Source organism: Aeromonas sp. ASNIH5 (assembly GCF_002902865.1).
Taxonomy (GTDB): domain Bacteria; phylum Pseudomonadota; class Gammaproteobacteria; order Enterobacterales; family Aeromonadaceae; genus Aeromonas; species Aeromonas caviae.
This window is the reverse complement of the sequence record NZ_CP026122.1, coordinates 4636034-4658090: the sequence shown is the minus strand read 5'-3', so window position 1 is coordinate 4658090 and position 22057 is coordinate 4636034. Positions and strand designations below refer to the sequence as shown.

The following is a 22057-nucleotide window of genomic DNA, read 5'->3' as shown; positions in this document are numbered from 1 at the left end:
GACCCCATGCATCATCATCTCAACACCCTCTATCAGGGGCAGTCTCTCACCCGCGACGCCGCCCGCGATGCCTTCGGTCAGGTGGTCCGTGGCGAAGTGGATCCCATCGTCCTCGCAAGTCTCTTGACCGCCCTCAAGATCAAGGGGGAGACCCCGGAGGAGATCGCCGGCGCAGCCGAGGCCCTCTTGGCCGAAGCGCGCGACTTCCCGCGTCCGGACTATGCGTTCTGCGACATCGTCGGCACAGGTGGCGATGGCCTCAACACCATCAACGTCTCCACCACCTCGGCCCTGGTCGCCGCCGCCTGCGGCCTCAAGGTGGCCAAGCACGGCAACCGCTCGGTCTCGAGCAAGTCGGGTTCCAGCGATCTGCTGGACAAGATGGGGATCAAGCTCGACATGAGCCCGGCGCAGGCCCGCCGCTGTCTGGACCAGCTCGGCATCTGCTTCCTGTTCGCCCCCCAGTACCACGCCGGGGTGCGCCACGCCATGCCGGTGCGCCAGGCCTTGAAAACCAGGACGCTATTCAACGTCTTGGGGCCGCTTATCAACCCCGCCCGCCCCAGCTATCAGCTGATGGGGGTCTATGCCCCCGAGCTGGTGCGTCCCATCGCAGAAACCCTGCTGGCACTGGGGCTGAAAACCGGTATGGTGGTACACGGCGCCGGGCTGGACGAAGTGGCCATTCACGGACCGACCCAAGTGGCCGAGATCCGTGACGGCGAAATTCGCGAGTACCTGCTCACCCCGGCAGACTTTGGCCTCGAGACCTATCCGGTCAGCGCCATTCAAGGGGGGGAGCCGGAAGAGAACCGCGCCATCACGGACGCCATACTGGCGGGTGAAGGCACAGCGGCCCACAACGCCGCCATCGCCGCCAATGTAGCGCCGCTCTTGGTGATGGCGGGCAAGGCCCCGGACTTCAAGCAGGCGGCCGCGCAGGTGCTGGCCAAGCTTGCAAGCGGTGAAACCCGCCTGCTCGCCCAGGCACTCGCCACCCTGAGCCATCAGGAGGCATGATGTCAGTCACTACTCACGGCAGCCAACAAGGCAGTACCACTCTTAGCAAGGATATCGAGATGCTCGACCCCCTCTCCTCCCCCGATGCCTTCCTGAATCGGGCTTCCATCAACCAGACCATTCTCGGCAAAATCGTGGCCGCCAAGCAGGAGTGGGTCGCGGCCCGCAAGCTGGCCCAGCCCCTGGCGAGCTTCCAGGGCACCCTGGTGCCAAGCGATCGTGACTTCGAGGGAGAGCTGCGTGCAGGCTCCACCCGCTTCATTTTGGAGTGCAAGAAGGCCTCCCCCTCCAAGGGGCTGATACGCGATGACTTCAGCCCCGAGGCCATCGCCGACATCTATGGCAACTACGCCACCGCCATCTCTGTGCTGACCGACGAGCAGTTCTTCCAGGGGGATTTCGCCTTCCTGCCCAGGGTGCGCGCCCGGGTCAAGCAGCCTGTGCTGTGCAAGGACTTCATGATTGACCCCTATCAGGTCTATCTGGCCCGCCACTATCAGGCGGACGCCATCTTGCTGATGCTCTCGGTGCTCACCGACGAGGGCTATCGCGCCCTGTTCAAGGTTGCCAAGGAGCTGGGCCTCGGGGTGCTGACCGAGGTGAGCAATGCAGAGGAGCGGGATCGCGCCCTGGCCCTCGGCGCCCCCGTGATTGGCATCAACAACCGGGATCTGCGGGATCTCAGCGTGGATCTCGCCCGCACCAAGCAGCTGGCTGCCGAGATCCCCGCCGATCGGGTAGTCATCAGCGAGTCCGGCATCAACCACCGCGCCCAGGTGGCGGATCTGCGCGCCCATGCCAAGGGCTTCCTGGTGGGATCCTCCCTGATGAGCGAGCCGGATCTGGAGGCGGCGGTACGCAAGCTTGTGCTGGGTCAGAACAAGGTGTGCGGCCTCACCCGCCCAGAAGATGCCGCCTCCGCCCATCAGGCGGGGGCCCTGTTCGGTGGCCTGATTTTTGTCGCGAAGAGCCCGCGCTATGTGGACATTCCCGCCGCCCGCGCCGTCATGGCCGGGGCGCCACTCTCTTACGTCGGAGTGTTTCGCAATGCCCAGCCCCAGACCATAGCCCTGACGGTCGAGGCCCTCGGGCTCGCCGCGGTGCAACTGCACGGGGATGAAGACGCCGCCTATATCCAGACCCTGCGGGCCCTGCTGCCCGAGGGTTGCGAGATCTGGAAGGCGGTGGGTGTCACGAGCGGCGAGCCGCTGCCCGCCCTCGACTTCCCGGCGGATCGTCTGCTGCTGGATACAAAAGTCGGCAGCCAGAGCGGCGGCACCGGTCAGGCGTTCGACTGGACCATACTGGCGGGCCTGGATAAATCTCGCCTGATGCTGGCGGGGGGGCTCAATCCCGACAACGCCCTGCAGGCCGCCCAGGTGGGTTGCCTCGGCCTTGATTTCAACTCCGGGGTGGAGAGTGCCCCGGGCCAGAAGGATGCGCACAAGATAGCGGCGGCCTTTGGCGCCCTGCGCCAACTGTAAGAGTGCCCTGCGCGCCCTCTGAACATGCACCAAATTAATGAACTGCATTTGCCTATAAGCACAAGGAATAATCTATGACTCTGCTCAACCCGTTTTTCGGTGAATTTGGTGGTATGTACGTACCCCAGATCCTGATCCCCGCCCTGCTCCAGCTGGAGAAGGCCTTCGTCGATGCCAAGGATGACCCGGCCTTCGTGGCCGAATTTCAGGAGCTGCTCACCGAGTATGCCGGTCGCCCGACCCCCCTCACCCTGACCCGCAATCTGACCAAGGGCACCAAGACCCGGCTTTACCTCAAGCGTGAAGATCTGCTGCACGGCGGCGCCCACAAGACCAACCAGGTGCTGGGTCAGGCCCTGCTCGCCAAGCGCATGGGCAAGAGCGAGATCATCGCCGAGACCGGCGCCGGTCAGCACGGCGTCGCCACTGCCCTGGCCTGCGCTCTGCTCGGCCTCAAGTGCCGGGTCTACATGGGTGCCAAGGATTGCGAGCGCCAGAAGCCGAACGTGTTTCGCATGAAGTTGATGGGGGCCACAGTGATACCTGTGCATTCGGGCTCATCCACCCTGAAAGATGCCTGCAACGAGGCGCTGCGCGACTGGGCTGCCAACTACGACAGCGCCCACTACCTGCTCGGCACCGCCGCCGGCCCTCACCCCTTCCCCACCATAGTGCGGGAGTTCCAGAAGATGATCGGCGAGGAGGCCAAGGCCCAGTGCTTCGAAAAAGAAGAGCGCTTGCCCGACGCCGTGATCGCCTGCGTCGGCGGCGGCTCCAACGCCATCGGCATGTTTGCCGACTTCATTGACAACAAGGAAGTGCGCCTTATCGGGGTCGAACCCGGTGGTCACGGCATAGAGAGCGGCGAGCACGGTGCCCCCCTGGGCCACGGCAGCAAGGGGGTCTTCTTTGGCATGCACTCCTACCTGATGCAGGACAACCAGGGTCAGATTCAGGAGTCCTACTCCGTCTCGGCGGGGCTCGACTTCCCCTCCGTCGGCCCGCAGCATGCCCACCTGGCCGCCATCGGCCGCGCCGAGTATGTCTCCATCACCGACAAGGAGGCGCTGGACGCCTTCCAGGAGCTGGCCAAATCCGAGGGGATTATCCCTGCGCTGGAGTCCTCCCACGCCCTGGCCCATGCCCTCAAGATGGCGCGCAGCGAACCCGAGAAAGAGCAGGTGCTGATCGTCAACCTCTCCGGCCGTGGCGACAAAGACATCTTCACCGTCGCCGACATTTTTGAGAAAGAAGGAACCCTGTCATGAATCGCTACGCACAACTCTTCTCCCGTCTGGATGCCGTCAATCAGGGCGCCTTTGTGCCGTTCGTGATGCTGGGTGACCCCACCCCCGAATTGTCCCTGGCCATCGTCGATGCCCTGGTCGAAGGGGGCGCCGATGCGCTCGAATTGGGCATCCCCTTCTCCGATCCGGTGGCGGACGGCCCCACCATTCAGGGCGCGGCCCTGCGTGCCTTTGCCAGCCACACCACCCCGGACGACTGCTTCACCCTGCTCGGCCGTATCCGCGCCAAGTACCCGCAGCTGCCCATTGGCCTGCTGGTGTACGCGAATCTCGTTTATGTGCGCCATATCGACGGCTTCTACGAGAAGTGCCAGCAGGCAGGGGTGGACTCGGTGCTGGTGGCCGACGTGCCGGTGCAGATGTGCGCCCCCTACAAGGCGGCGGCCGACAAGTTCGGCATCGACAGCATCTTTATCGCCCCGCCCAACGGTGACACCGAGACTCTGAAAGCCGTGGCCGAGCTCGGCAGCGGTTACACCTACCTGGTGAGCCGCGCCGGCGTGACCGGCGCCGAGACCAAGGCCGGCATGCCGGTGGATGGTCTCATCAACACCTTGCGCGAGTTCAATGCTCCCCCCGCCCTGCTCGGCTTTGGCATCAGCGAACCGGCCCAGGTACGTGAAGCCATCAAGGCCGGCGCCGCCGGTGCCATCTCGGGCTCCGCCGTGGTGAAGATCATCGAGACCCACCACAAGAACCCGGAGCATATGCTCACTCGTCTGAAGGAGTTTGTGGAAGGGATGAAGGCGGCGACCAATAAGTAGGGGCAGGTATAGGGTCAGATGCCGTTGACCCTGATCAGCCAGCCAGCATAAAGGGAGCCCACTTGGGCTCCCTTTTGTTATCCGGCGTCAGCGGTTGGCTTCTCTGTAGGTTTGATTAGCGAAGCGTAATCAGACGTTCGCGACGTTGATGTGATGGCGCGGCTTCGCCACGCAGTGGCACACCGTAGGGTGCAATAAGCGCAGCGCATTGCACCGCAAGAAATCGTCTGTTCCACGACGACAGACTCTCGCCGGATTCCCGAGCCAGCGGTTAGCCCCTTGATGCGGCTACGCCGCATGGGATGCGAGGACTCCGTCCTCGATGGGGTTTCGCCCGCCCTTCGGGCCTGGGCGAGTGACTTTTCTTTGCGTGGCCAAAGAAAAGTCACCAAAAGAAAGACCACCCCGCCAAGCCGCCCGCCTTCGGCGGATTCCCTCATCTCGCTCTCTGGGTCGGACGGAACGCCGCAGATGGTACATCCCTGTACCAACTGCGGCTGCGCCGTCATCCCTGACGGCGCCCCTGACCCATTGAGCTCGACTCGGCGCCTTGGAGGGGGAGCAAGACAAGACAGTGCCAGCCCCTAGCTCCCGCCTAACCGCAAATATGCCCCCTCTCCCCCTGGGAGAGGGCTGGGGTGAGGGGAATTCCCACTATTCTGCTCACCCAACAGCCAACTAGAACGACAGTTGCTCACTAATTGATTGAACCAGCTCAGATTTCTATCAACCAGCCCTTCCCATGCCTCGATCAGAGCCCTTAAGATAGCCAAACGACAATCCATTTCTCGGGAAAACATCATGGAAGCGATTGTTGGCATAGCGCAGGGGACAGGCAGCAAACTGGGAGCTGAAACTCAGGGGCGGTAGCGTTCCTGACATTAAATATTCGAGCCTCTAAAATAACTAAATAACCGTTCCGAAATGTAGATCACTTATCCGGGAAAGAAGGGAACTCGGCGTCGTTTGTGCGATCTGATTAATCGCCAAACCAATCAAACGACAAACGAGCCGAGCCCGAAATGATACTAACACTCCCCGACCATGATGAGCGACGCCGGATCATCAACAAGATGCACCGGACCAAAGATAAAGATCTCTGCCGGAGGCTCAACGCCATCTTGCTCCTTGCTGACGGGCACAGTGTCTCGGCTGTTTCTCGGCTCACTGCCGCCGCCCGGTCATCGATCAATCGCTGGGTGAACTGGTACACCTTGTACGGTCTGGAGGGGCTTGAAAGCGAGCCTCGGGGGCGCAAGCCGGTGCTGCCATTTGCTCACATCTCGGGTCTATTACACCTGTTGATCCAGTTGTCTCCACAGGAGCTCGGATATCAGCGCTCTCGTTGGAGTACCGAACTGATGGCGCTTGAACTCAAACGGAGTTGGCGCCTGACATTGCATGCTTCAACAATACGGCGATGGCTGCCCAGGCTAGGGATTGTCTGGCGCCGGGCCGCGCCCACTTTGCACATCCGCGATCCCCATAAAGAGCGGAAAATGGCCGCCATCAATGAGGCCTTGGGACGCTGCAGTGCGGACCATCCCGTGTTCTATGAAGATGAGGTGGATATCCACCTCAATCCCAAGCTGGGGGCGGACTGGATGATGCGAGGGAAGCAGAAGAAAGTGGCAACTCCGGGCCAGAATCGCAAACATTACCTCGCTGGCGCCCTGCATGCCGGAACAGGTAACGTGACCTATGTGGCGAGCGATAGCAAAGACACGGACTTGTTCTTGTCACTGCTCCAGACACTAAAGCGAACTTATCGGCGCGCCAAGAGCATCACGCTGATCCTGGATAACTACATCATCCACAAGAGCAAAAAAGCACAGCGATGGCTGGCAAGAAATCCGAAGTTCATCGTGCTTTTTCAGCCGGTGTATTCGCCATGGGTGAACCAGATTGAGCGGCTGTGGCATGCCCTCCATGAAACGATCACCCGGAACCACCAATGCCGCACATTGGGTGAGTTATTACGTCGCGTGTTCTACTTCCTGGATCATGCCGCCCCGTTCCCCGGTAATGGACATGGGCTTATGCAACTGGAGCGAAATTAGGATCAGCTATTTAGGCCTGTGAATATCACACAATCTCATAAAGTTTTCATCATAATTATTCTAAAACCATCTAAATTGCAGAAACCGAATATTTACACCATCCCTAACCATCTGTCATATTAAAGTTGTGATTATATTCATGGTCACTAATTAAAGCACTACTATATGCCACACTTCTTCGGATTAAGTATATGAAAGTTGATATTGAACAAGTTAGAGTAGGGACTATGCTTCCTGGAGCCAATCCCATCAACGACAATGGAAATATAAACGTAACATTCAAAGCTCATGTAAAAACTCACAAAGAAGTGATAGTTGCATATGTTAAATTAATCCCAGATAGAGAAATTTACATTGAGTGTGTTTGTGCAATTATTGGCAGAGCCCTTGGATTACCAATTCCTTCACCATTAATCGTAAGGGTAGACCATAATACATTGAATAGCATTCCACTAGGAGAATATAAATTAGCTTTTGGTTCTGAAGACTCCGTTTACCCTAGCTTGAAAAGGAGAGGGATCAACGATGAATTGATTCATAAACTTTCAGAATTCAAAAAAACACTTGATGTCGGTGTTTTTGACGAATGGATAGCGAATCCAGATAGACATGGTGGAAATATATTATTCGACGGCTCTAGTGATTTCTTTTTTATAGATCATGGGCTATCTATCCCAAAGGGATGCAAATCAAACCACATCTCTGAAAATAACATAATAATAGATAGTTTTTACAGACCAAAAAGTGAGTTTGAAAAATATAAAATTAACCGAGATGCGCAGTCTACTGTAACCCCACAATATTCAAAAATACCATTCACTATAATCTCTGAAAAAACTTATGGCACTTCATATTTAAGTGATGAGGACGTTGTCGCTGTGATAAATTTCCTTGAAGAAAGATCTTGTATGCTTAATACTCTTTTAGAACAAAGGTTATGCTTACAACAACAGGGACTAGCACTATGAGTGTTCTTGATAGTATATTTCCTGAGCTTCCCACCTATAAGGGCGTATGGCATGCTATCTATCTGGAGCCGATTGTAGGCTCTGGCGAGCGAGTAACTGTCGCAGTTGTAGCTATTGGTGCTGCGTCTGAATTCAACGTAATACAAGCGATCCGTAGCGAATTGCTTGATTGCCTATATGGTGCACAGTCAAAAAATATCAAGAATATGATTGATTGGCTTATATCCTCAGCCAAAAAACATATTATTGATAACGGTGAATTAATTGGTTGGAATGCACCATTTGAAGGTGTTGTATGTGGGGATGCGGTTAGTGCGTCAGATGATGATCTGAACGGAATTCTCAGACAGGCAATAAGACTCTCAGCAAGCTTAAGCACATTATCGCTAGAGGCAGATAGAGACAATGAGGATGGCCAAGCGAAAAAATATTCTTCACGATGGGCTACCGATATAGCTGAACAGCTTAGAATTATCAATCCAGACCTAACCGCATTTCTTAAAAGAAAAATTAAGATTGGTGATAGTGGAATATATACTACATTTGGATTTTCCAATGACATATATGCATCCAACTTTGCACTGCTAGTTCCAACAAATATATCTTCATCGCTGAATTTTGTGAAAGCAAAACTTCTTGATCTAGAGACATTTCAAAAATCTCAGATTCTTATAAAACCACAACAATTCGAGATAATTATTGGTCGACCCTCTTTTACAGACCCAACTATTCCAAAAAAATCAATCGAAAATATAAAAAGCAACTTGGAATTAGTGCAAGAGGTCGCTGAACGAGAGAATATTTCAGTTTTTAGCACTGATAGTGCAGTGAAAGCCGCTGAGCACATTCACAAATCGGCAGCATGAATATGATAAACCACCGAAACTATGGGGCCCCTATTTTCCTTCCCCCCCAAGATCCGTCTCGGTACTGACTGTTGCATGAAAGAAATCAGCCAAAAAACAAAACGATTGGCCATTCTCTGCACTTTCCTGTTTCTGATCAGACTCGGATTTCGCGCCTTTGGCTATGACCAGCTTTATCACAATCCGAATGATCCCTACGGCATATCGGATTTGATTGAAGGAGTGTTAGCCCTCATTTATCTGGTGAGCCTGGGTCTTTGCATAGTGCATGCGTTGCGGATATTGCTACGGCACTGGGATCAAGGTGCCTTGGGGGCCTCAGTCCTGCTCGCCCTCTGCGCCGTGCAGTGGCACAGTTATGACTATCTTCACCACCTGGCCGCCAGTCTCAGCATCCACTAAAGCAACAAACCAGCAACAAACCAGGACGCCCATCTATCTGAGCAAGACGCTGTATAGCCAGCACACAAAAAGGTGGGTGTTCCTGTTTTACTCCCCCACTCGGTGAAGTAAACATGAAGTTCAATGCGGCTCTGCAAGCGAGCCCCTCCCTGCCCCTCGGCCATCCCCCAGACCATCCCTCACCAAGTTTTCCGCCCTAAAAAGTGAACCTCTCTACACTTTTCTATTGCAACCAGCACCAAGACCATAAAAAGTGCACCATCGTACACTTTTGGTTGCTGTTTGCTCTTACCATGGGTTAAGGTGTAACAACCTACACTTTTTTCCGTGATCATGATGGCTGACGCATCGTTGCAAACCGGCCCGAAAGAACTGGATCCCGCCTCGCTGGGGCTGGCGATCCGCGAGAGACGCAAGGCAGCCAGGATGACCCAGGAGGTGACGGCCTCACTGTGCGGCATCTCCAAGAAGACCCTGATCAAGATTGAAAAAGGGGGGGATGTCTACCTCTCGACCCTGTTGCAGGTGATGAAGGCGCTGGGGCTGAGGTTGCAACTGGTGCAGGAAGCGGGCTCACAGGTAACGAGCTGCAACAGCCAACCCGAGGTCGGTGATGATGAGTGGTTCTGAGCACCATCGGCTGGAACTTCGGCTGGGTAATCAGCTGATCGGCCATCTCGAGTATGACTCCAGCCGGGATGCGTTTCAGCTCGGCTATACACCTGAGTGGCAAGCGCGTGGATTCCCGCTTTCACCACCGCTGGCGCTGAATAGCTCGGCCAGCAGCACCCAGATCCGGGCGTATCTCGGCAACTTGCTGCCTGAAAATCGCGGGATGGACCATCTGATTGAGGCGCTCTCCGTTTCGCGCAGCAATCTCTTTGCCCTGATCCACGGCATCGGCCGCGATGTCTCAGGGGCTGTCACCTTTACCCTGCCCGCAGAGCCCGACGTCCCCACCCATTTTCGCCCCATCACCCCGGAAGAGCTGTTGCTGCGCCTCGATCAGCCCGAGATCTGGCCGCTGGAAGTCTGGGATGGCCGCCCCCGACTCTCGGTTGCAGGTGTGCAGGCCAAGCTCAACCTGCTGCGACTCGAGGGGGCGCTGGGATTTGGCGAGGGCGAACTCTGTTCCACCCACCTCCTCAAGTTCGAGCACCATCCTCATCTGGTGATCAATGAATTTGTGACCATGCGGCTGGCCGCACTGCTGGGCATGCCGGTGGCACAGGTCGAACTGCACAGGGTCGGCCAAGGCGATAAGTCCCACCGAGGTTTGCTGGTGGAACGGTTTGATCGGCGCCTCGATGAAGATGGCTTGAGGGTACGCCGTCGCCATATGATCGATGCCTGTCAGGGACTGGGGTTTCCCGTCGCCCGAAAATATGAACGCAACTTCGGTGACGGGCGGGACGTGGCCCATATTCGGGAAGGGGTGAGCCTGCCACGGCTGTTCAGTCTCAGTGCCCTCTGTGTCAATCCGGCGCAGGCCAGACTGGACATGCTGCAATGGCTGCTCTTCAACCTCTGCGTCAACAATCACGATGCCCACGGCAAGAACTACAGCTTCTTCGTATCAAAAGCCGGGCTGATGCCCACCCCCTGGTACGATCTGGTCAATGTGGGGCTTTACCCCGAGTTCAACCAGCATCTGGCCATGGCCATAGGCGACGAGTTTGCTCCCGAGGCGGTCAACGCATGGCAGTTGCTGGAGATGGCCGAAGCATGTGATTTGCCCAAACGCCTGTTGCAGCAAACCCTGCACAAGATAGCCAGCGACATACTGCATCATCTTGATGCCGCCATCGCCATGGTTGAGACAGACAATCCCGCCGAGCTGGCTTATCTGGCAGGCTACCGAGACGACGTTGAGCGCCGTTGCCACCATTTTCAGGCGCAGGCAGCGCTGTTGCCCGAGCTGCAACTGTAGCCGGACCTTGTCCACCCGCATGGGACGCAACCCAGCCTTGAGCCCATGGCGGGCATTGCCTACAATGACCCACTTTTTATCAAACTCAGGTCTATAAAATAAGCGACAACAAACCTGCACTGCCCGACCGTCTGGCGGCCAACCCGCGCAGCCCGCACCACGTGGCAGAGTGCTTCGAGCACGAGATCGGCATTCGCCTCAACGGCAAGGAGCGCACCAATGTCGAGGAGTACTGCATCAGCGAAGGTTGGGTGAAGATCCCCTCCCCCAAGGCCAAGGATCGCTACGGCAACCCCATGCTGATCACCGTCAAGGGCACCGTCGAGGCCTTCTACGCCTAAGTCGCCCTGACTGCGACGCCTCGATGATCAGGGGCGCGACCCTGTTATTCCAGAACACCGGCCGAGCGCCGGTGTTCTGCTTTTTAGGGCTGGCCCTGCTCGCGGGTGGCTTCCCTTCGCTCCCTTTGTTCCCTTCCCTTCCTCCCTTTCCTTCATTTCTCTCCCTTCCGCCAGGGCCGTGAGCTGGATGGCCTGCGACCTTTCCGCCTAGGCCAGGGCCGCGCTCTTATCACCTAACACTGCGGGTGTCGCCACGCTATCGCCGCTCATGGCGAGGAGCGTGGCTTGCCGGCCTGCCAGCGTTGCAGTGCGGCGCCGGCCAGCACCAGCAGAGTGCCGAGCAGATCACTCGCGGCCAGCCGTCCGGCCAGGGCATCGAGCAGTGCGCCCCCCGCCAGCTGGCCCGTGACGATGAGCAGGGCGCAGGCCAGGGCACCGACCCGGCCTATGGCCCAGCTGCTGATGGCGACGAACAGCCCCCCCAGCACGCCGCCGAGCAGCAGCCAGGGATCGAGCCCGGCGAGCCGCTCCCAGGGCGCGCCCTTGAGGATGAGCAGGGCGCCGAGCAGCCCAAAGCCGAGCAGGTGGTTGGCAAGGGAGGCCGTCATGGCGCCCCGGGCGCTGGCGAGGCGGCCATTGAGGGTGCGCGACAGGCTCACCGCCACGCCGTTAAGCAGTCCCAGCAGGATCAATGTGGTCATGGTGTATCTCATAATGCAGCACGATGAGCAGGGCGCCGGCCATCACCAGCAAGGCGGCGAGCAGTCCCAGCAGGATCAGAAGGGTCATGGTGTGTCTCCTAGCCGAGTACGATGAGCAAAGCGCCGGCCATCACCAGCAAGGCGGCGAGCAGTCCCAGCAGGATCAAGAGGGTCATGGTGTGTCTCCTAGCCAAGTACGATGAGCAGGGCGCCGGTCATCACCCGCAAGGCGGCGAGCGCGTCCTTCCCCGAGGGGCGGCGGCGGGCCAGCCCGAACCAGCCTCTGGCGTCGCACAGGGCGCCAAACAGCAGCTGGCCGAGCAGCAGCAGGGCCAGGGTGCCCGCCATGCCGAGGGGCGAGTTGAGGCAGAGGGCCGCCAGCACCACGGTGAGCGCCCCCGGCAGGCCGCCGAGCCAGGCCCAGGGCGGGGCCGCCTCCGGCGTCGGAGATCGGGGGGCGAGACACCACAGGAGCGCGGCCACCAGGGTGCCGACCCCGTGGGCCAGCCAGCTCCCGAGCCAGGGGTCGGTGGCGCGGGCCAGGGCGCCGTTCTGGGCGATCATCAGCGCCAGCAGCAGGCCGGCGGCGAAGGCGGCCAGGGCACCTATGGTCTGGCCAAGTGTCTGGCCGAGGGCGAGGCGTCCGGGGCGGCGGTCAATAAGCGGGGGGATCATGGGGTCACTCCTTGGTTGAACAGAGGAGCAGGGTAAATTGTTTTCGATATGGGGATAATCTACCCTTATAGAACAACATTGTTTCCATTATGAGAACAACATGAACCAGGATGCCTTCGCCCTGCTCCCCGCCTTCGTCGCCGTGGTGGAGGCGGGCACTTTCTCCGGCGCCGCCCGCCAGCTCGGCCTCAGCAAGTCGGTGCTGAGCAAGAAGGTGAGCCAGCTCGAGCAAACCCTCGGTTGCCAGCTTATCTACCGCACCACCCGCTCCCTCGCCCTGACCGAGGCGGGGGAGCGCTACTTCGAGACGGTGCGCCATGCGGTGCGCCTGGCAAGCGAGGGGGAAGATGCCATCGGCGCCCTGCAATCGGCGCCACGCGGCCTGCTGCGGGTGACGGTGCCCATGGTCTATGGTCGGCGCCACATAGCTCCCCTTATCCCCGAATTTCTCGCCCTCTACCCCGAGCTGCAGTTGCAGCTGGAGATGAGCGACGCCCTACAGGATCTGGTGGCCGAGGGGTTCGACGTGGCGGTGCGCATCGGCGAGCTGGAAGATTCGAGCCTGGTCGCCCGCCGCCTCGCCCCCTGTCACAGCACATTGTGCGCCGCCCCCGCCTACCTGGCGCGGGCTGGCACGCCCCGCACCCCGGCGGATCTCGAGCGCCACAACTGCCTCTTCTACTCCCTGTTTCGCGGCGGCACCCAGTGGCGGCTGCAAGGCCCCAAGGGGGAGGTGGCCATCACCCCGCGGGGCAACTTCGAGGTCAACAACAGCGACGCCATCCACACGGCGCTGCTGGCGGGGCTCGGCATAGGCAACATGCCGGACTTGATCGTGGAGCGGGATCTCGCCACCGGTCGGTTGGTGCCCCTGCTGCCAGACCACGCCCTGCCCGAGCACGGCATCTGGTGCCTCTATCCGAAGCGCCGTCACCTGCCCGCCAAGGTGGAGGCCTGGCTGGGGTTTCTCCACGAGCGTCTGGGTCTGCGCTAGGAGGTGACCGGGATAACCGAAGCGGTTCACGTTTTTTTCATCGGGAAAGGAGTAGAGTAGGCAATTACCAAGCGCCTGTTTTAATTGAAAAAGGCTCCAGGGGAGCATGCCATGGCATAGCGCCCCTCCCCCTAGGTGGAACGCCATGATGAAGAAAACTGCGATTGCCCTGACCCTGGCCAGCCTGCTGGCGCTGCCGGTGGTCACCGCCTCCGATGCCTGGGCCGCCCCGGTGCGCTCCCTGCAAAAGGAGCAAAATTACGACCAGTACATCAGCAAACGCCAGGTGGTGGATCAGCTGCTGGCGGATGCCGCCCGCATCTTCCACTCCCCCGCCCGGGTCTCAGATGCCGGTTTCACCGCCAAGATGCCGAGCAACATGGAGCAGGTCACCGAGCTCCTGCTGCAGGCCCATCAGCTCGAGCCCTACCGCACCGACCTGCTCATCTCGGCGGCCAACGCCCAGATCTACAACGGCAACGTGGACAGAGCCATCGCCCTGTTCGAGCAGGCCCTCAGCACGGCGCCGGACGATCTGGATCTCAACACCTATCTGGCCACCTGGCAGCGCTTCAAGGGCAACCAGGCCAAATCCGATGGCTACGTCAAGCGGGTCGGCGAGCTCAATGCCGGTCGGGCCGCCGATCTGCAGCGGCTGTTCGATACCGTCGACCGGGTGGTTGCCACCCCCCTCAAGGAGCGCCAGGGGCGCGGCGAGAAGAAGGGGCGACAGGCCATCGTCACCCTGGGCTATGCCCTCAACCCAGATGGCTCCATGCACGAGATCCTGCTGGGGCGCCTCGAGACCACCCGCGCCCTGGCCCAGGCCAACCCGGCGGCCCTCATCATCCTCACCGGCGGCGTGCCCCAGAACCGCCAGACCGAGGGCAAGCTGATGGCGGACTGGCTGGCGAAGAAGGGCATAGACAGATCCCGCATCATCGAGGAGAACTACGCCACCAGCACGGTGGAGAACGCCCTCTACAGCGGCTATGCCCTCGCCCGCCACGAGATTGAGTACGCCACCCTGGTGAGCTCGGCGAGCCACGTGCGCCGGGGCCAGACCCTGCTGGAAATCGCCTGCTGGCAGAGCGGCCCGGCCAATATCCGCATCGACAGCGTCGCCTACCCGGACAAGCCCCTCTCGGCCCTCGCCAAGGCGAGCCCGGAGGAGCTGCTCGGCATCTACCGCGACGCCCTGCGCACCTATGGCCTCTGGAGTTACCGCTCGGCCCCCCTGCTGGAGCGCTGATCCCCTCCCCGACCCAGCAAAAAGCCCGCCGAATGGCGGGCTTTTTCATCATCTGACGGGCCTGGGCGTCGCTGGCGTGCCTCAGCTCTTGAGCTCCAGCCACAATGGTGAAGCCCTCAAAGACCAGTCGGGCTTTTGGCTCTGGCGGCCCCTCAGCCCTTGAGCTCCAGCACTGTGGTGAAGCCCCCGAAGATCATCCGGGCGCCATCGAAGGGCATGGTCTGGTGCATGGGGCTGGCCGGATCCATCCTGGGATCCTGCATCATCTTGGTCATGGCCTCATCCCGTACCGCCTTGCTCGGCCACTCCACCCAGGAGAAGACCACGCTTTCGTCCTCCTTGGCCGCCACCGCGCGGTAAAAGTCGGTCTGCTTGCCGTGGGGCACGTCATCCCCCCAACATTCCAGCACCCGGGTGGCCCCATATTCGAGAAAGATGGGGTCAAACAGCCCCGCATGATCGATCAGAGCCTGCTTGTTGACCGTGGGCACGGCGATCACGAATCCGTCCACATATGACATGAGCCTTTCCTCCTGTGATTGAGGATCTCAGCATAGCAGCCGCGCCCCTGGCTGCCCTCAGAGGGACACCAGCCGCTCCAGATCGCTGCGGGTCAGGCGCTTGCTGTCCACCTTCACGTAGAGGGAGTGCTCCTCAGGCACCAGCAGCACGTCGCTCACCCCGTCACAGGCGCGGATCTTCTGCTCCAGGGCCGGACTCGCGGCCACCCCTTCCGGCAGCACTATGCGCAGGCTGCTGACGTAGGGAGGCTCGGCCATGGTGAGGCTGACGCCAAACCAGAGCAGAGCCAGGACGGCGCAGCCGCCAAACACCAGGGGGCCGCCCCCCAGACTGTAGAGCAGGCCGCCGAGACTGCCGCCGATGGCAACCCCGAGGAACTGACTGGTGGAGTAGACCCCCATGGCGGTGCCCTTGTAGCCCGGCGGGGACTCCTTGCTGATGAGAGACGGCAGCAGCGCCTCCATCACGTTGAAGCCGATGAAGAAGAGCTGCAACCCGGCGAGCAGACCCCACAGCTGCTGGCCGCTCTGCCAGAGCACCAGCTCGGCGGCCAGCATCACCACCACGCACCCGATGAAGACCCGCTTCATCCGGCGGTGCTTCTCGGCATAGATGATGAAGGGCACCACGCTCACGAAGGCGATCAGCATGGTGACCAGATAGGCCTGCCACTGGCTGTCACGGGGCAGGCCCGCACGTTCCAGCAGGGGCGGCAGGGCCACGAAGCTCGACATCAGCAGGGTGTGGACGCAGAGGATGCCGAGGTTGAGTTTGAGCAGGCGAGGGTTGGTGAGCACGGTACGAAAGCTGCCTCGCACCATGGCGGACTCGCGATTTTGCAGGTGGGCCGCCGGGGTCGGCACCACCCAGAGCACCATGGCGATGGCGGCCAGGGCCAGCAGGGCGATGAGCCAGAAGAGGCCGGACAAGCCCAGGGCATGGGTGATGAGGGGGCCGGTCACCATGGCGATGGCGAAGGTGATGCCAAAGCTCACCCCGATGAAGGCCATGGCCTTGGTGCGATTCTGCTCCCGGGTGAGATCCGACAGGAGCGCCATGACGGCGGCGGAGATGGCGCCGCTCCCTTGCAGGGCGCGCCCGACGATGACCCCCCAGATGGCGTCGCTCAGGGCGGCGATGACGCTGCCAAGGGCAAACATCAGCAGGCCGCCGACGATGAGGGGCTTGCGCCCCACTTTGTCGGAGAGCAGGCCGAAGGGGATCTGGAACAGGGCCTGGGTCATGCCGTAGATGCCGATGGCAAGCCCGATGAGCGCCTCGGAGGCGCCCGCCAGGGACATGCCGTAGGTGGTCAGCACCGGCAGCACCATAAACATGCCGAGCATGCGCAGCGAGAAGACGGAGCCGAGCGCCCAGGTCGCGCGTCGCTCGCCCCTCGTCATGGTGAAATCATTCATGAGGGCCTCGATGAGTCAAAAAGAAGAGAGAAAGAAAGGGGTGACAGGCGCACGGCCACCCCCGAAAAATCGGTGATGCCCCTCGCAGGGCGGCGCCCATAATAGCAGAGCCGGGAAGATTCCCGGCTCTGGATTTCATGCATTTCAGGGGTGCAGTTCACACTATCAGGGCAGCATGCTCACCAGCACCGGCGCTGCGTCCGGCTGGAAGTCCACCGACATCATCACGCTCAGGCAGGTGAAGATGATGACGACGATGGAGAACATGTCAGCTCCAGCGTCAGGGCAGCATGCTCACCAATACAGGCGCTGCGTCCGGCTGGAAGTCCACCGACATCATCACGCTCAGGCAAGTAATGGTGACGATGGAGAACATGAACAGCTTGCGCGCCCAGAGGGAGTCGTCCACCGCCGCCTTGTAGCCCGACAGCGCCATCCCCAGCCACCAGACGCTCACCGCGGTGGCCACCACCAGATACTTGTAACCGGCGTAGCCGCCGAGGAACAGCATCAGGGTCGGCACCATGAACGCCAGGATGTAGAGGGTGATGTGGAGCTTGGCCACCGGGATCCCCTTCACCACCGGCAGCACCGGGATGTTGGCGGCCTGGTAGTCCTTGAAGCGGAAGATGGCGATCGCATAGGAGTGCGGCATCTGCCACAGGCTGAAGATCGCCAGCAGGATCAGGGCCCCCGAGTCGAACTGCCCGCTCACCGCGCAGTAGCCGATGACCGGCGGCGCGGCGCCGGAGAGGCTGCCGACCAGGGTGCCATAGACCGAGTGGCGCTTCATGTAGAGGCTGTAGACCCCCACATAAACCAGGAAGCCCAGCACCGCCAGCAAGGCGGCCAACGGATTGGCCGCAAAGTAGAGCAGTGCAATGCCCGCAACGCCCAGCGCCGTCGCATACCAAAGGGAGACACCGGGGGCGATGAGCCCCCGCACCAGGGCGCGGTTCTTGGTGCGCTCCATGATGCAGTCGATGTCCCGGTCGATGTAGTTGTTGAACACACAACCGGAGGCCACCACCAGTGACACCCCCACCATGGTCAGGATGAACAGGGGCACATCCAGGCTCCCCTTCGAGGCCAGCAGGAATCCCCCGATAACCGAGATGAGGTTGCCGAAGATGATGCCCGGCTTGGTCACTTGCAGGTATTGCTTCATCATCATCAACCCGCTCAGTGAACCATCATGTTGATGTTGAGGTTGTACATGATCCACAGGGAACCCACGACCACGATGGCGATGATGAGCACGGTAAAGACCAGTGCCACCAGGTTCCAGCGCTCCTCGGAGGAGGTGTTCATGTGCAGGAAGTAGACCAGGTGTACGAAGATCTGCACCACCGCCATGGCCACCACGGTGCCGAGCACCACGGCGTGGGAGGCGGAGCCGTCCATCACCATCCAGAACGGCACGGCGGTCAGGATGAGTGACAGCACGAAGCCGATCATGTAGGACTTGACGCTGCCGTGGCTGGCGCCGTGATTGTCAACGGAATGACTCATTTACATGACCCCCATCAGATAGACCACGGTGAAGACGCAGATCCATACCACGTCGAGGAAGTGCCAGAACAGGCTCAGGCACATCAGGCGAGTGCGGTTGCGCTCGGTCAGCCCCTTCTTGGTGATCGACACCATCATCACGATGATCCAGACCAGGCCGCTGGTCACGTGGATACCGTGGGTCCCCACCAGGGTGAAGAAGGCAGAGAGGAAGCCGCTGCGATCCGGGCCCGCCTCGTGCACGATCAGGTGATGGAACTCGTAGATTTCCATCGCGATGAAGCCGGCACCCAGCAGGAAGGTGACGAACAGCCAGGTGTTGACTGCCGCGACCTTGTTCTTGTTCATGGCCAGCATGCCGAACCCGAAGGTGATGGAGCTCAGCAGCAGCAGCATGGTTTCGGCGAACACGAACGGCAGTTCGAAGATGTCCTTGCCGGTGGGGCCGCCGGCAGTGCCGTTGACCAGGACCGCATAGGTCGCGAACAGGGTCGCGAACAGGATGCAGTCACTCATCAGGTAGATCCAGAAACCGAATACCTTGGTGGCGCCGGCATCATGGTGCCCATCCTCATGGGCACCGTGAGAGTGATGTAGTACGTCAGTCGCCATGGAATTAAGCCACCTTGTTGATGTTGTCGAAATGCTGACCTTCGATGCGCTCGATCTCGTCAACCTGTACGTAGTAGTCCACATCGTCGTTGAAGCTGTGGATGATCCAGGTGGCGATCATGCCGATGAAGCCGGCGATGGCCATCCACCAGATGTGCCAGATCATGGCAAAGCCGAACACCACGCTGAAGGCGGCGATGATGACACCGGCACCGGAGTTCTTCGGCATGTGGATGGGGGCATACTGGGCAGGCTTCTTGTAAGCGCTGCCGTCAGCCTTGGCTTCCCAGAAGGCGTCCAGACCGGTGACCTTCGGCTCGATGGCGAAGTTGTAGAACGGCGGCGGAGAGGAGGTGGCCCACTCCAGGGTACGGCCACCCCAGGGATCGCCGGTCAGGTCGCGGTTCTTCTCGCGGTCGCGGATGCTGACCACGATCTGGATGACCTGGCACAGCACGCCCAGGGCAATCAGACCGGCGCCGCAGGCGGCGACCACCAGCCAGCCGTGGAACTCGGGATCGATGTTCTGGCTGACACGACGGGTCATGCCCATGAAGCCCAGCACGTAGAGCGGCATGAAGGCCACGAAGAAGCCGGTGATCCAGCACCAGAAGGCACGCTTGCCCCAGACGTCATCCAGCTTGAAGCCGAACGCTTTCGGGAACCAGTAGGTGATACCGGCGAAGCAGCCGAACACCACGCCGCCGATGATGACGTTGTGGAAGTGGGCGATGAGGAACAGGCTGTTGTGCAGCACGAAGTTGGCGGCCGGCACGGAGAGCAGTACCCCGGTCATGCCACCCACGGTGAAGGTGATGATGAAGCCGACGGTCCACAGCATGGGCGAGGTGAACTCGATGCGACCCCGGTACATGGTGAACAGCCAGTTGAAGATCTTCACCCCGGTCGGGATGGAGATGATCATGGTGGTGATGCCGAAGAAGGCATTCACGTTGGCGCCGGACCCCATGGTGAAGAAGTGGTGCAGCCAGACGATGAACGACAGCACGGTGATCGCCACGGTCGCCCACACCAGGGAGGTGTAACCGAACAGCTTCTTCTTGCAGAAAGTCGCTACCACTTCGGAGAAGATCCCGAACACCGGCAGCACCAGGATGTACACCTCGGGGTGACCCCAGGCCCAGATCAGGTTGATGTACATCATCATGTTGCCACCCATGTCATTGGTAAAGAAATGGGTACCCAGGTAGCGGTCTGCGGTGAGCAGGGCGATGGTGACGGTCAGGATCGGGAAGGAGGCGATGATCAGGATGTTGGCACACAGGGCGGTCCAGGTGAAGACCGGCAGGCGCATCATGGTCATGCCAGGGGCACGCATGCGGATGATGGTGGCGAAGAAGTTCACGCCGGTCAGCAGGGTCCCCAGACCCGAAATCTGCAGACTCCATATCCAGTAATCGACCCCGACCCCGGGACTGAACTCCAGCCCCGACAAGGGCGGATAGGCCAGCCAGCCGGTCTGGGCGAATTCACCGACCCCGAGGGAGACGTTGATCAGCACCACGGCCGCGGCGGTGAACCAGAAGCTCAGGTTGTTCAGGAAGGGGAAGGCCACGTCACGGGCACCGATTTGCAGCGGCACCACGATGTTCATCAGACCGATCACCAGCGGCATGGCCACGAAGAAGATCATGATGACGCCGTGGGCGGTGAAAATCTGGTCGTAGTGGTGCGCATTCAGGTAGCCTTCGCCACCGCCGGAGGCGATGACCTGCTGGCCACGCATCAGCACGGCGTCGGCAAAGCCACGCAGCAGCATGACCATGCCCAGAATGAGATACATGATACCGAGGCGTTTGTGGTCGACCGAGGTCAGCCACTCTTTCCACAGATATTGCCACTTGCCGTAGTAAGTGATGAGACCGGCGATGGCCAGGCCCCCCAGAATGATACCGGCTATCGTGACCATGATGATGGGTTCATGGTACGGAATAGCCTCGAGTGTCAATTTTCCAAACATCGATTATTCCTCGGATCCTGCTTTCACACTCTTGTCGGCCGACATGGCCATGTGTCCGGCATGGGCGTCATGGTTCATGGCCTGGTTCTCCATGGCGTCCTCTTGCGAGGCCTCATGGTTCATCCCTTCGTGGTCCATGGCACCCGCTTTCGGGGCGGCGCCATGGTTCATGGCCTCGTGGTTCATGCCCTCGTGATCCGCGGAGCCCGCAGCCGGGGTGGCGTGACCACCATGGGACATGCCGCCCATGAACTTGTTGATGATGTTGACGAACAGCTTGGGATCGGCGCTGGCGAAGTACTCCACCGGGTGGTTTTCGCTCTTCTTGGCCAGGGCATTGAACTCATCCATGGTGCTCAGGGCCTTGGAAGAGGCCTTCACCTTGGCTACCCAGGCGTCGAAACCGGCTTGATCCTGGGTCGCGATGGCCTTGAACTTCATGCCGGAGAAACCGGCACCGCTGTAACCGCCGGAGATGCCCTTGTACTCGCCCGCCTCGTTGGCAATCAGGTGCAGCTTGGTCTGCATGCCGGCCATGGCGTAGATCTGGCCGCCCAGTTGCGGGATGAAGAAGGAGTTCATCACGGTGTCGGAGGTCACCCGGAAGTTGACCGGGGTGTTGACCGGGAAGGCCAGCTCGTTGACCGACGCAATGCCCAGCTCCGGATAGACGAACAACCACTTCCAGTCCAGGGAAATGACATCCACCTGAACCGGTTTGACGTCCGATTCCAGCGGCTTGTAGGGGTCGAGGGAGTGGGAAGTTTTCCAGGTGATCACCGCCAGGATGACGATGATGATGACGGGTACAGTCCAGACGACTGCCTCAATCTTGTTGGAGTGGGCCCAGTCCGGCGCATAGGTGGCACTGGTGTTGGACGCCCGGTATTTGTAGGCGAACGCCACCACCATGACAATCACGGGCACCACCACGATCAGCATCAAGCCGAGTGCGGTGAGTATCAGTGACTTCTGCTCCATACCGACCTGCCCCTTGGGGCTCATCAGTGCCATGTCGCAGCCACTCAGCAAGCTGGCGGTCGCGAGCAGCAGCAAAGCGCCCAAGCCCCTCTTCACATCAAAGAGTCTCATGCAATGTCCTCATCTTTTGAAGGCTTATTGGTATAAAAAAATGCAGCATTTTATTGCATCAGACCGGCATGTGAACAACATGAAAAATTAATCCCAAAAATGTTCAAAAGGTGATGGAAAGCGGTATCAGATGTTAATCCCTTGACAATGACCAAT

At 59.7% G+C, this 22057-nt stretch carries 22 protein-coding genes; 13 read left to right on the top strand and 9 right to left on the bottom strand.

Translation table 11 applies throughout. The features are described from left to right. Positions 1-6: 6 nt before the first annotated feature. From trpD to C2U30_RS21905, 11 genes are all read left to right on the top strand, one after another. Complete coding sequence (gene trpD / locus C2U30_RS21955) at positions 7-1020, top strand: anthranilate phosphoribosyltransferase (protein ID WP_103244551.1); 1014 nt, start codon at positions 7-9, stop codon at positions 1018-1020. Continuing rightward, positions 1017-2504: a bifunctional indole-3-glycerol-phosphate synthase TrpC/phosphoribosylanthranilate isomerase TrpF gene (gene trpCF, locus C2U30_RS21950; RefSeq protein WP_233721012.1), complete on the top strand. Its 1488-nt coding sequence runs from the start codon at positions 1017-1019 to the stop codon at positions 2502-2504. The genes trpD and trpCF overlap by 4 nt, the downstream gene beginning before the upstream one ends. A 74-nt stretch (positions 2505-2578) precedes the next feature. Continuing rightward, the gene (gene trpB, locus C2U30_RS21945) at positions 2579-3772 is read left to right on the top strand and encodes a tryptophan synthase subunit beta (RefSeq protein WP_103244549.1); all 1194 of its coding nucleotides are present in this window, start codon (positions 2579-2581) and stop codon (positions 3770-3772) included. Beyond that, positions 3769-4575 (top strand): tryptophan synthase subunit alpha, encoded by an 807-nt coding sequence (trpA, locus tag C2U30_RS21940; RefSeq protein ID WP_103244548.1) that lies wholly within the window; start codon positions 3769-3771, stop codon positions 4573-4575. The genes trpB and trpA overlap by 4 nt, the downstream gene beginning before the upstream one ends. 1022 nt (positions 4576-5597) lie before the next feature. Then, positions 5598-6635: an IS630-like element ISAeme16 family transposase gene (locus tag C2U30_RS21935; protein WP_103244016.1), complete on the top strand. Its 1038-nt coding sequence runs from the start codon at positions 5598-5600 to the stop codon at positions 6633-6635. A 191-nt stretch (positions 6636-6826) separates the two neighbouring features. After that, a complete protein-coding gene (locus C2U30_RS21930; RefSeq protein ID WP_103244547.1) occupies positions 6827-7603 on the top strand; it encodes a HipA family kinase in 777 nt (258 codons plus the stop codon). After that, positions 7600-8469 (top strand): hypothetical protein, encoded by an 870-nt coding sequence (locus C2U30_RS21925; protein WP_103244546.1) that lies wholly within the window; start codon positions 7600-7602, stop codon positions 8467-8469. The genes C2U30_RS21930 and C2U30_RS21925 overlap by 4 nt, the downstream gene beginning before the upstream one ends. 75 nt (positions 8470-8544) lie before the next feature. Beyond that, positions 8545-8871, top strand: a complete 327-nt coding sequence (locus C2U30_RS21920; RefSeq protein ID WP_103244751.1) for a hypothetical protein — start codon at positions 8545-8547, stop codon at positions 8869-8871. A gap of 333 nt (positions 8872-9204) precedes the next feature. Then, on the top strand, positions 9205-9501 hold the full coding sequence (locus tag C2U30_RS21915; protein ID WP_103244545.1) for a helix-turn-helix domain-containing protein: 297 nt from the start codon (positions 9205-9207) through the stop codon (positions 9499-9501). Then, positions 9485-10801, top strand: coding sequence for a HipA domain-containing protein (locus C2U30_RS21910; RefSeq protein ID WP_103244544.1), 1317 nt, complete (start codon positions 9485-9487; stop codon positions 10799-10801). The genes C2U30_RS21915 and C2U30_RS21910 overlap by 17 nt, the downstream gene beginning before the upstream one ends. Positions 10802-10899: 98 nt before the next feature. Next, entirely contained in the window at positions 10900-11142 is a 243-nt protein-coding gene (locus C2U30_RS21905; protein ID WP_042040288.1) for a DUF3297 family protein, read from the top strand. A 266-nt stretch (positions 11143-11408) separates the two neighbouring features. On the opposite strand, the gene C2U30_RS21900 is transcribed toward C2U30_RS21905, so the two are convergent. Next, positions 11409-11843: a DMT family transporter gene (locus C2U30_RS21900; RefSeq protein WP_103244543.1), complete on the bottom strand. Its 435-nt coding sequence runs from the start codon at positions 11841-11843 to the stop codon at positions 11409-11411. 186 nt (positions 11844-12029) lie between these two features. Then, positions 12030-12518 carry a DMT family transporter gene (locus C2U30_RS21895; RefSeq protein ID WP_103244542.1) on the bottom strand — a complete coding sequence of 163 codons (489 nt, stop codon included), beginning with the start codon at positions 12516-12518 and terminating at the stop codon, positions 12030-12032. 100 nt (positions 12519-12618) lie between these two features. On the opposite strand from C2U30_RS21895, the gene C2U30_RS21890 reads away from it, so the two are divergent. Beyond that, positions 12619-13512 carry a LysR family transcriptional regulator gene (locus C2U30_RS21890; protein ID WP_103244541.1) on the top strand — a complete coding sequence of 298 codons (894 nt, stop codon included), beginning with the start codon at positions 12619-12621 and terminating at the stop codon, positions 13510-13512. Between the two features lie 148 nt (positions 13513-13660). Continuing rightward, positions 13661-14764, top strand: a complete 1104-nt coding sequence (locus C2U30_RS21885) for an ElyC/SanA/YdcF family protein (RefSeq protein ID WP_103244540.1) — start codon at positions 13661-13663, stop codon at positions 14762-14764. Positions 14765-14916: 152 nt separating this feature from the next. Here C2U30_RS21885 and C2U30_RS21880 read toward each other — a convergent pair whose 3' ends face one another. The 7 genes from C2U30_RS21880 to cyoA all read right to left on the bottom strand — a co-directional run bounded on the left by C2U30_RS21880 (position 14917) and on the right by cyoA (position 21901). After that, the gene (locus C2U30_RS21880; RefSeq protein ID WP_103244539.1) at positions 14917-15285 is read right to left on the bottom strand and encodes a DUF1428 domain-containing protein; all 369 of its coding nucleotides are present in this window, start codon (positions 15283-15285) and stop codon (positions 14917-14919) included. 57 nt (positions 15286-15342) lie between these two features. Beyond that, complete coding sequence (locus C2U30_RS21875; protein WP_103244538.1) at positions 15343-16704, bottom strand: MFS transporter; 1362 nt, start codon at positions 16702-16704, stop codon at positions 15343-15345. Positions 16705-16984: 280 nt separating this feature from the next. Then, entirely contained in the window at positions 16985-17878 is an 894-nt protein-coding gene (gene cyoE / locus C2U30_RS21865) for a heme o synthase (RefSeq protein ID WP_010673685.1), read from the bottom strand. An 8-nt stretch (positions 17879-17886) separates the two neighbouring features. Next, positions 17887-18216, bottom strand: a complete 330-nt coding sequence (locus C2U30_RS21860; protein ID WP_010673684.1) for a cytochrome o ubiquinol oxidase subunit IV — start codon at positions 18214-18216, stop codon at positions 17887-17889. Further along, positions 18217-18912: a cytochrome o ubiquinol oxidase subunit III gene (locus tag C2U30_RS21855; protein WP_080560441.1), complete on the bottom strand. Its 696-nt coding sequence runs from the start codon at positions 18910-18912 to the stop codon at positions 18217-18219. After that, a complete protein-coding gene (gene cyoB / locus C2U30_RS21850; protein WP_041211612.1) occupies positions 18833-20809 on the bottom strand; it encodes a cytochrome o ubiquinol oxidase subunit I in 1977 nt (658 codons plus the stop codon). The genes C2U30_RS21855 and cyoB overlap by 80 nt, the downstream gene beginning before the upstream one ends. A 3-nt stretch (positions 20810-20812) precedes the next feature. After that, on the bottom strand, positions 20813-21901 hold the full coding sequence (gene cyoA / locus C2U30_RS21845; RefSeq protein ID WP_103244537.1) for a cytochrome o ubiquinol oxidase subunit II: 1089 nt from the start codon (positions 21899-21901) through the stop codon (positions 20813-20815). Positions 21902-22057: the final 156 nt, after the last annotated feature.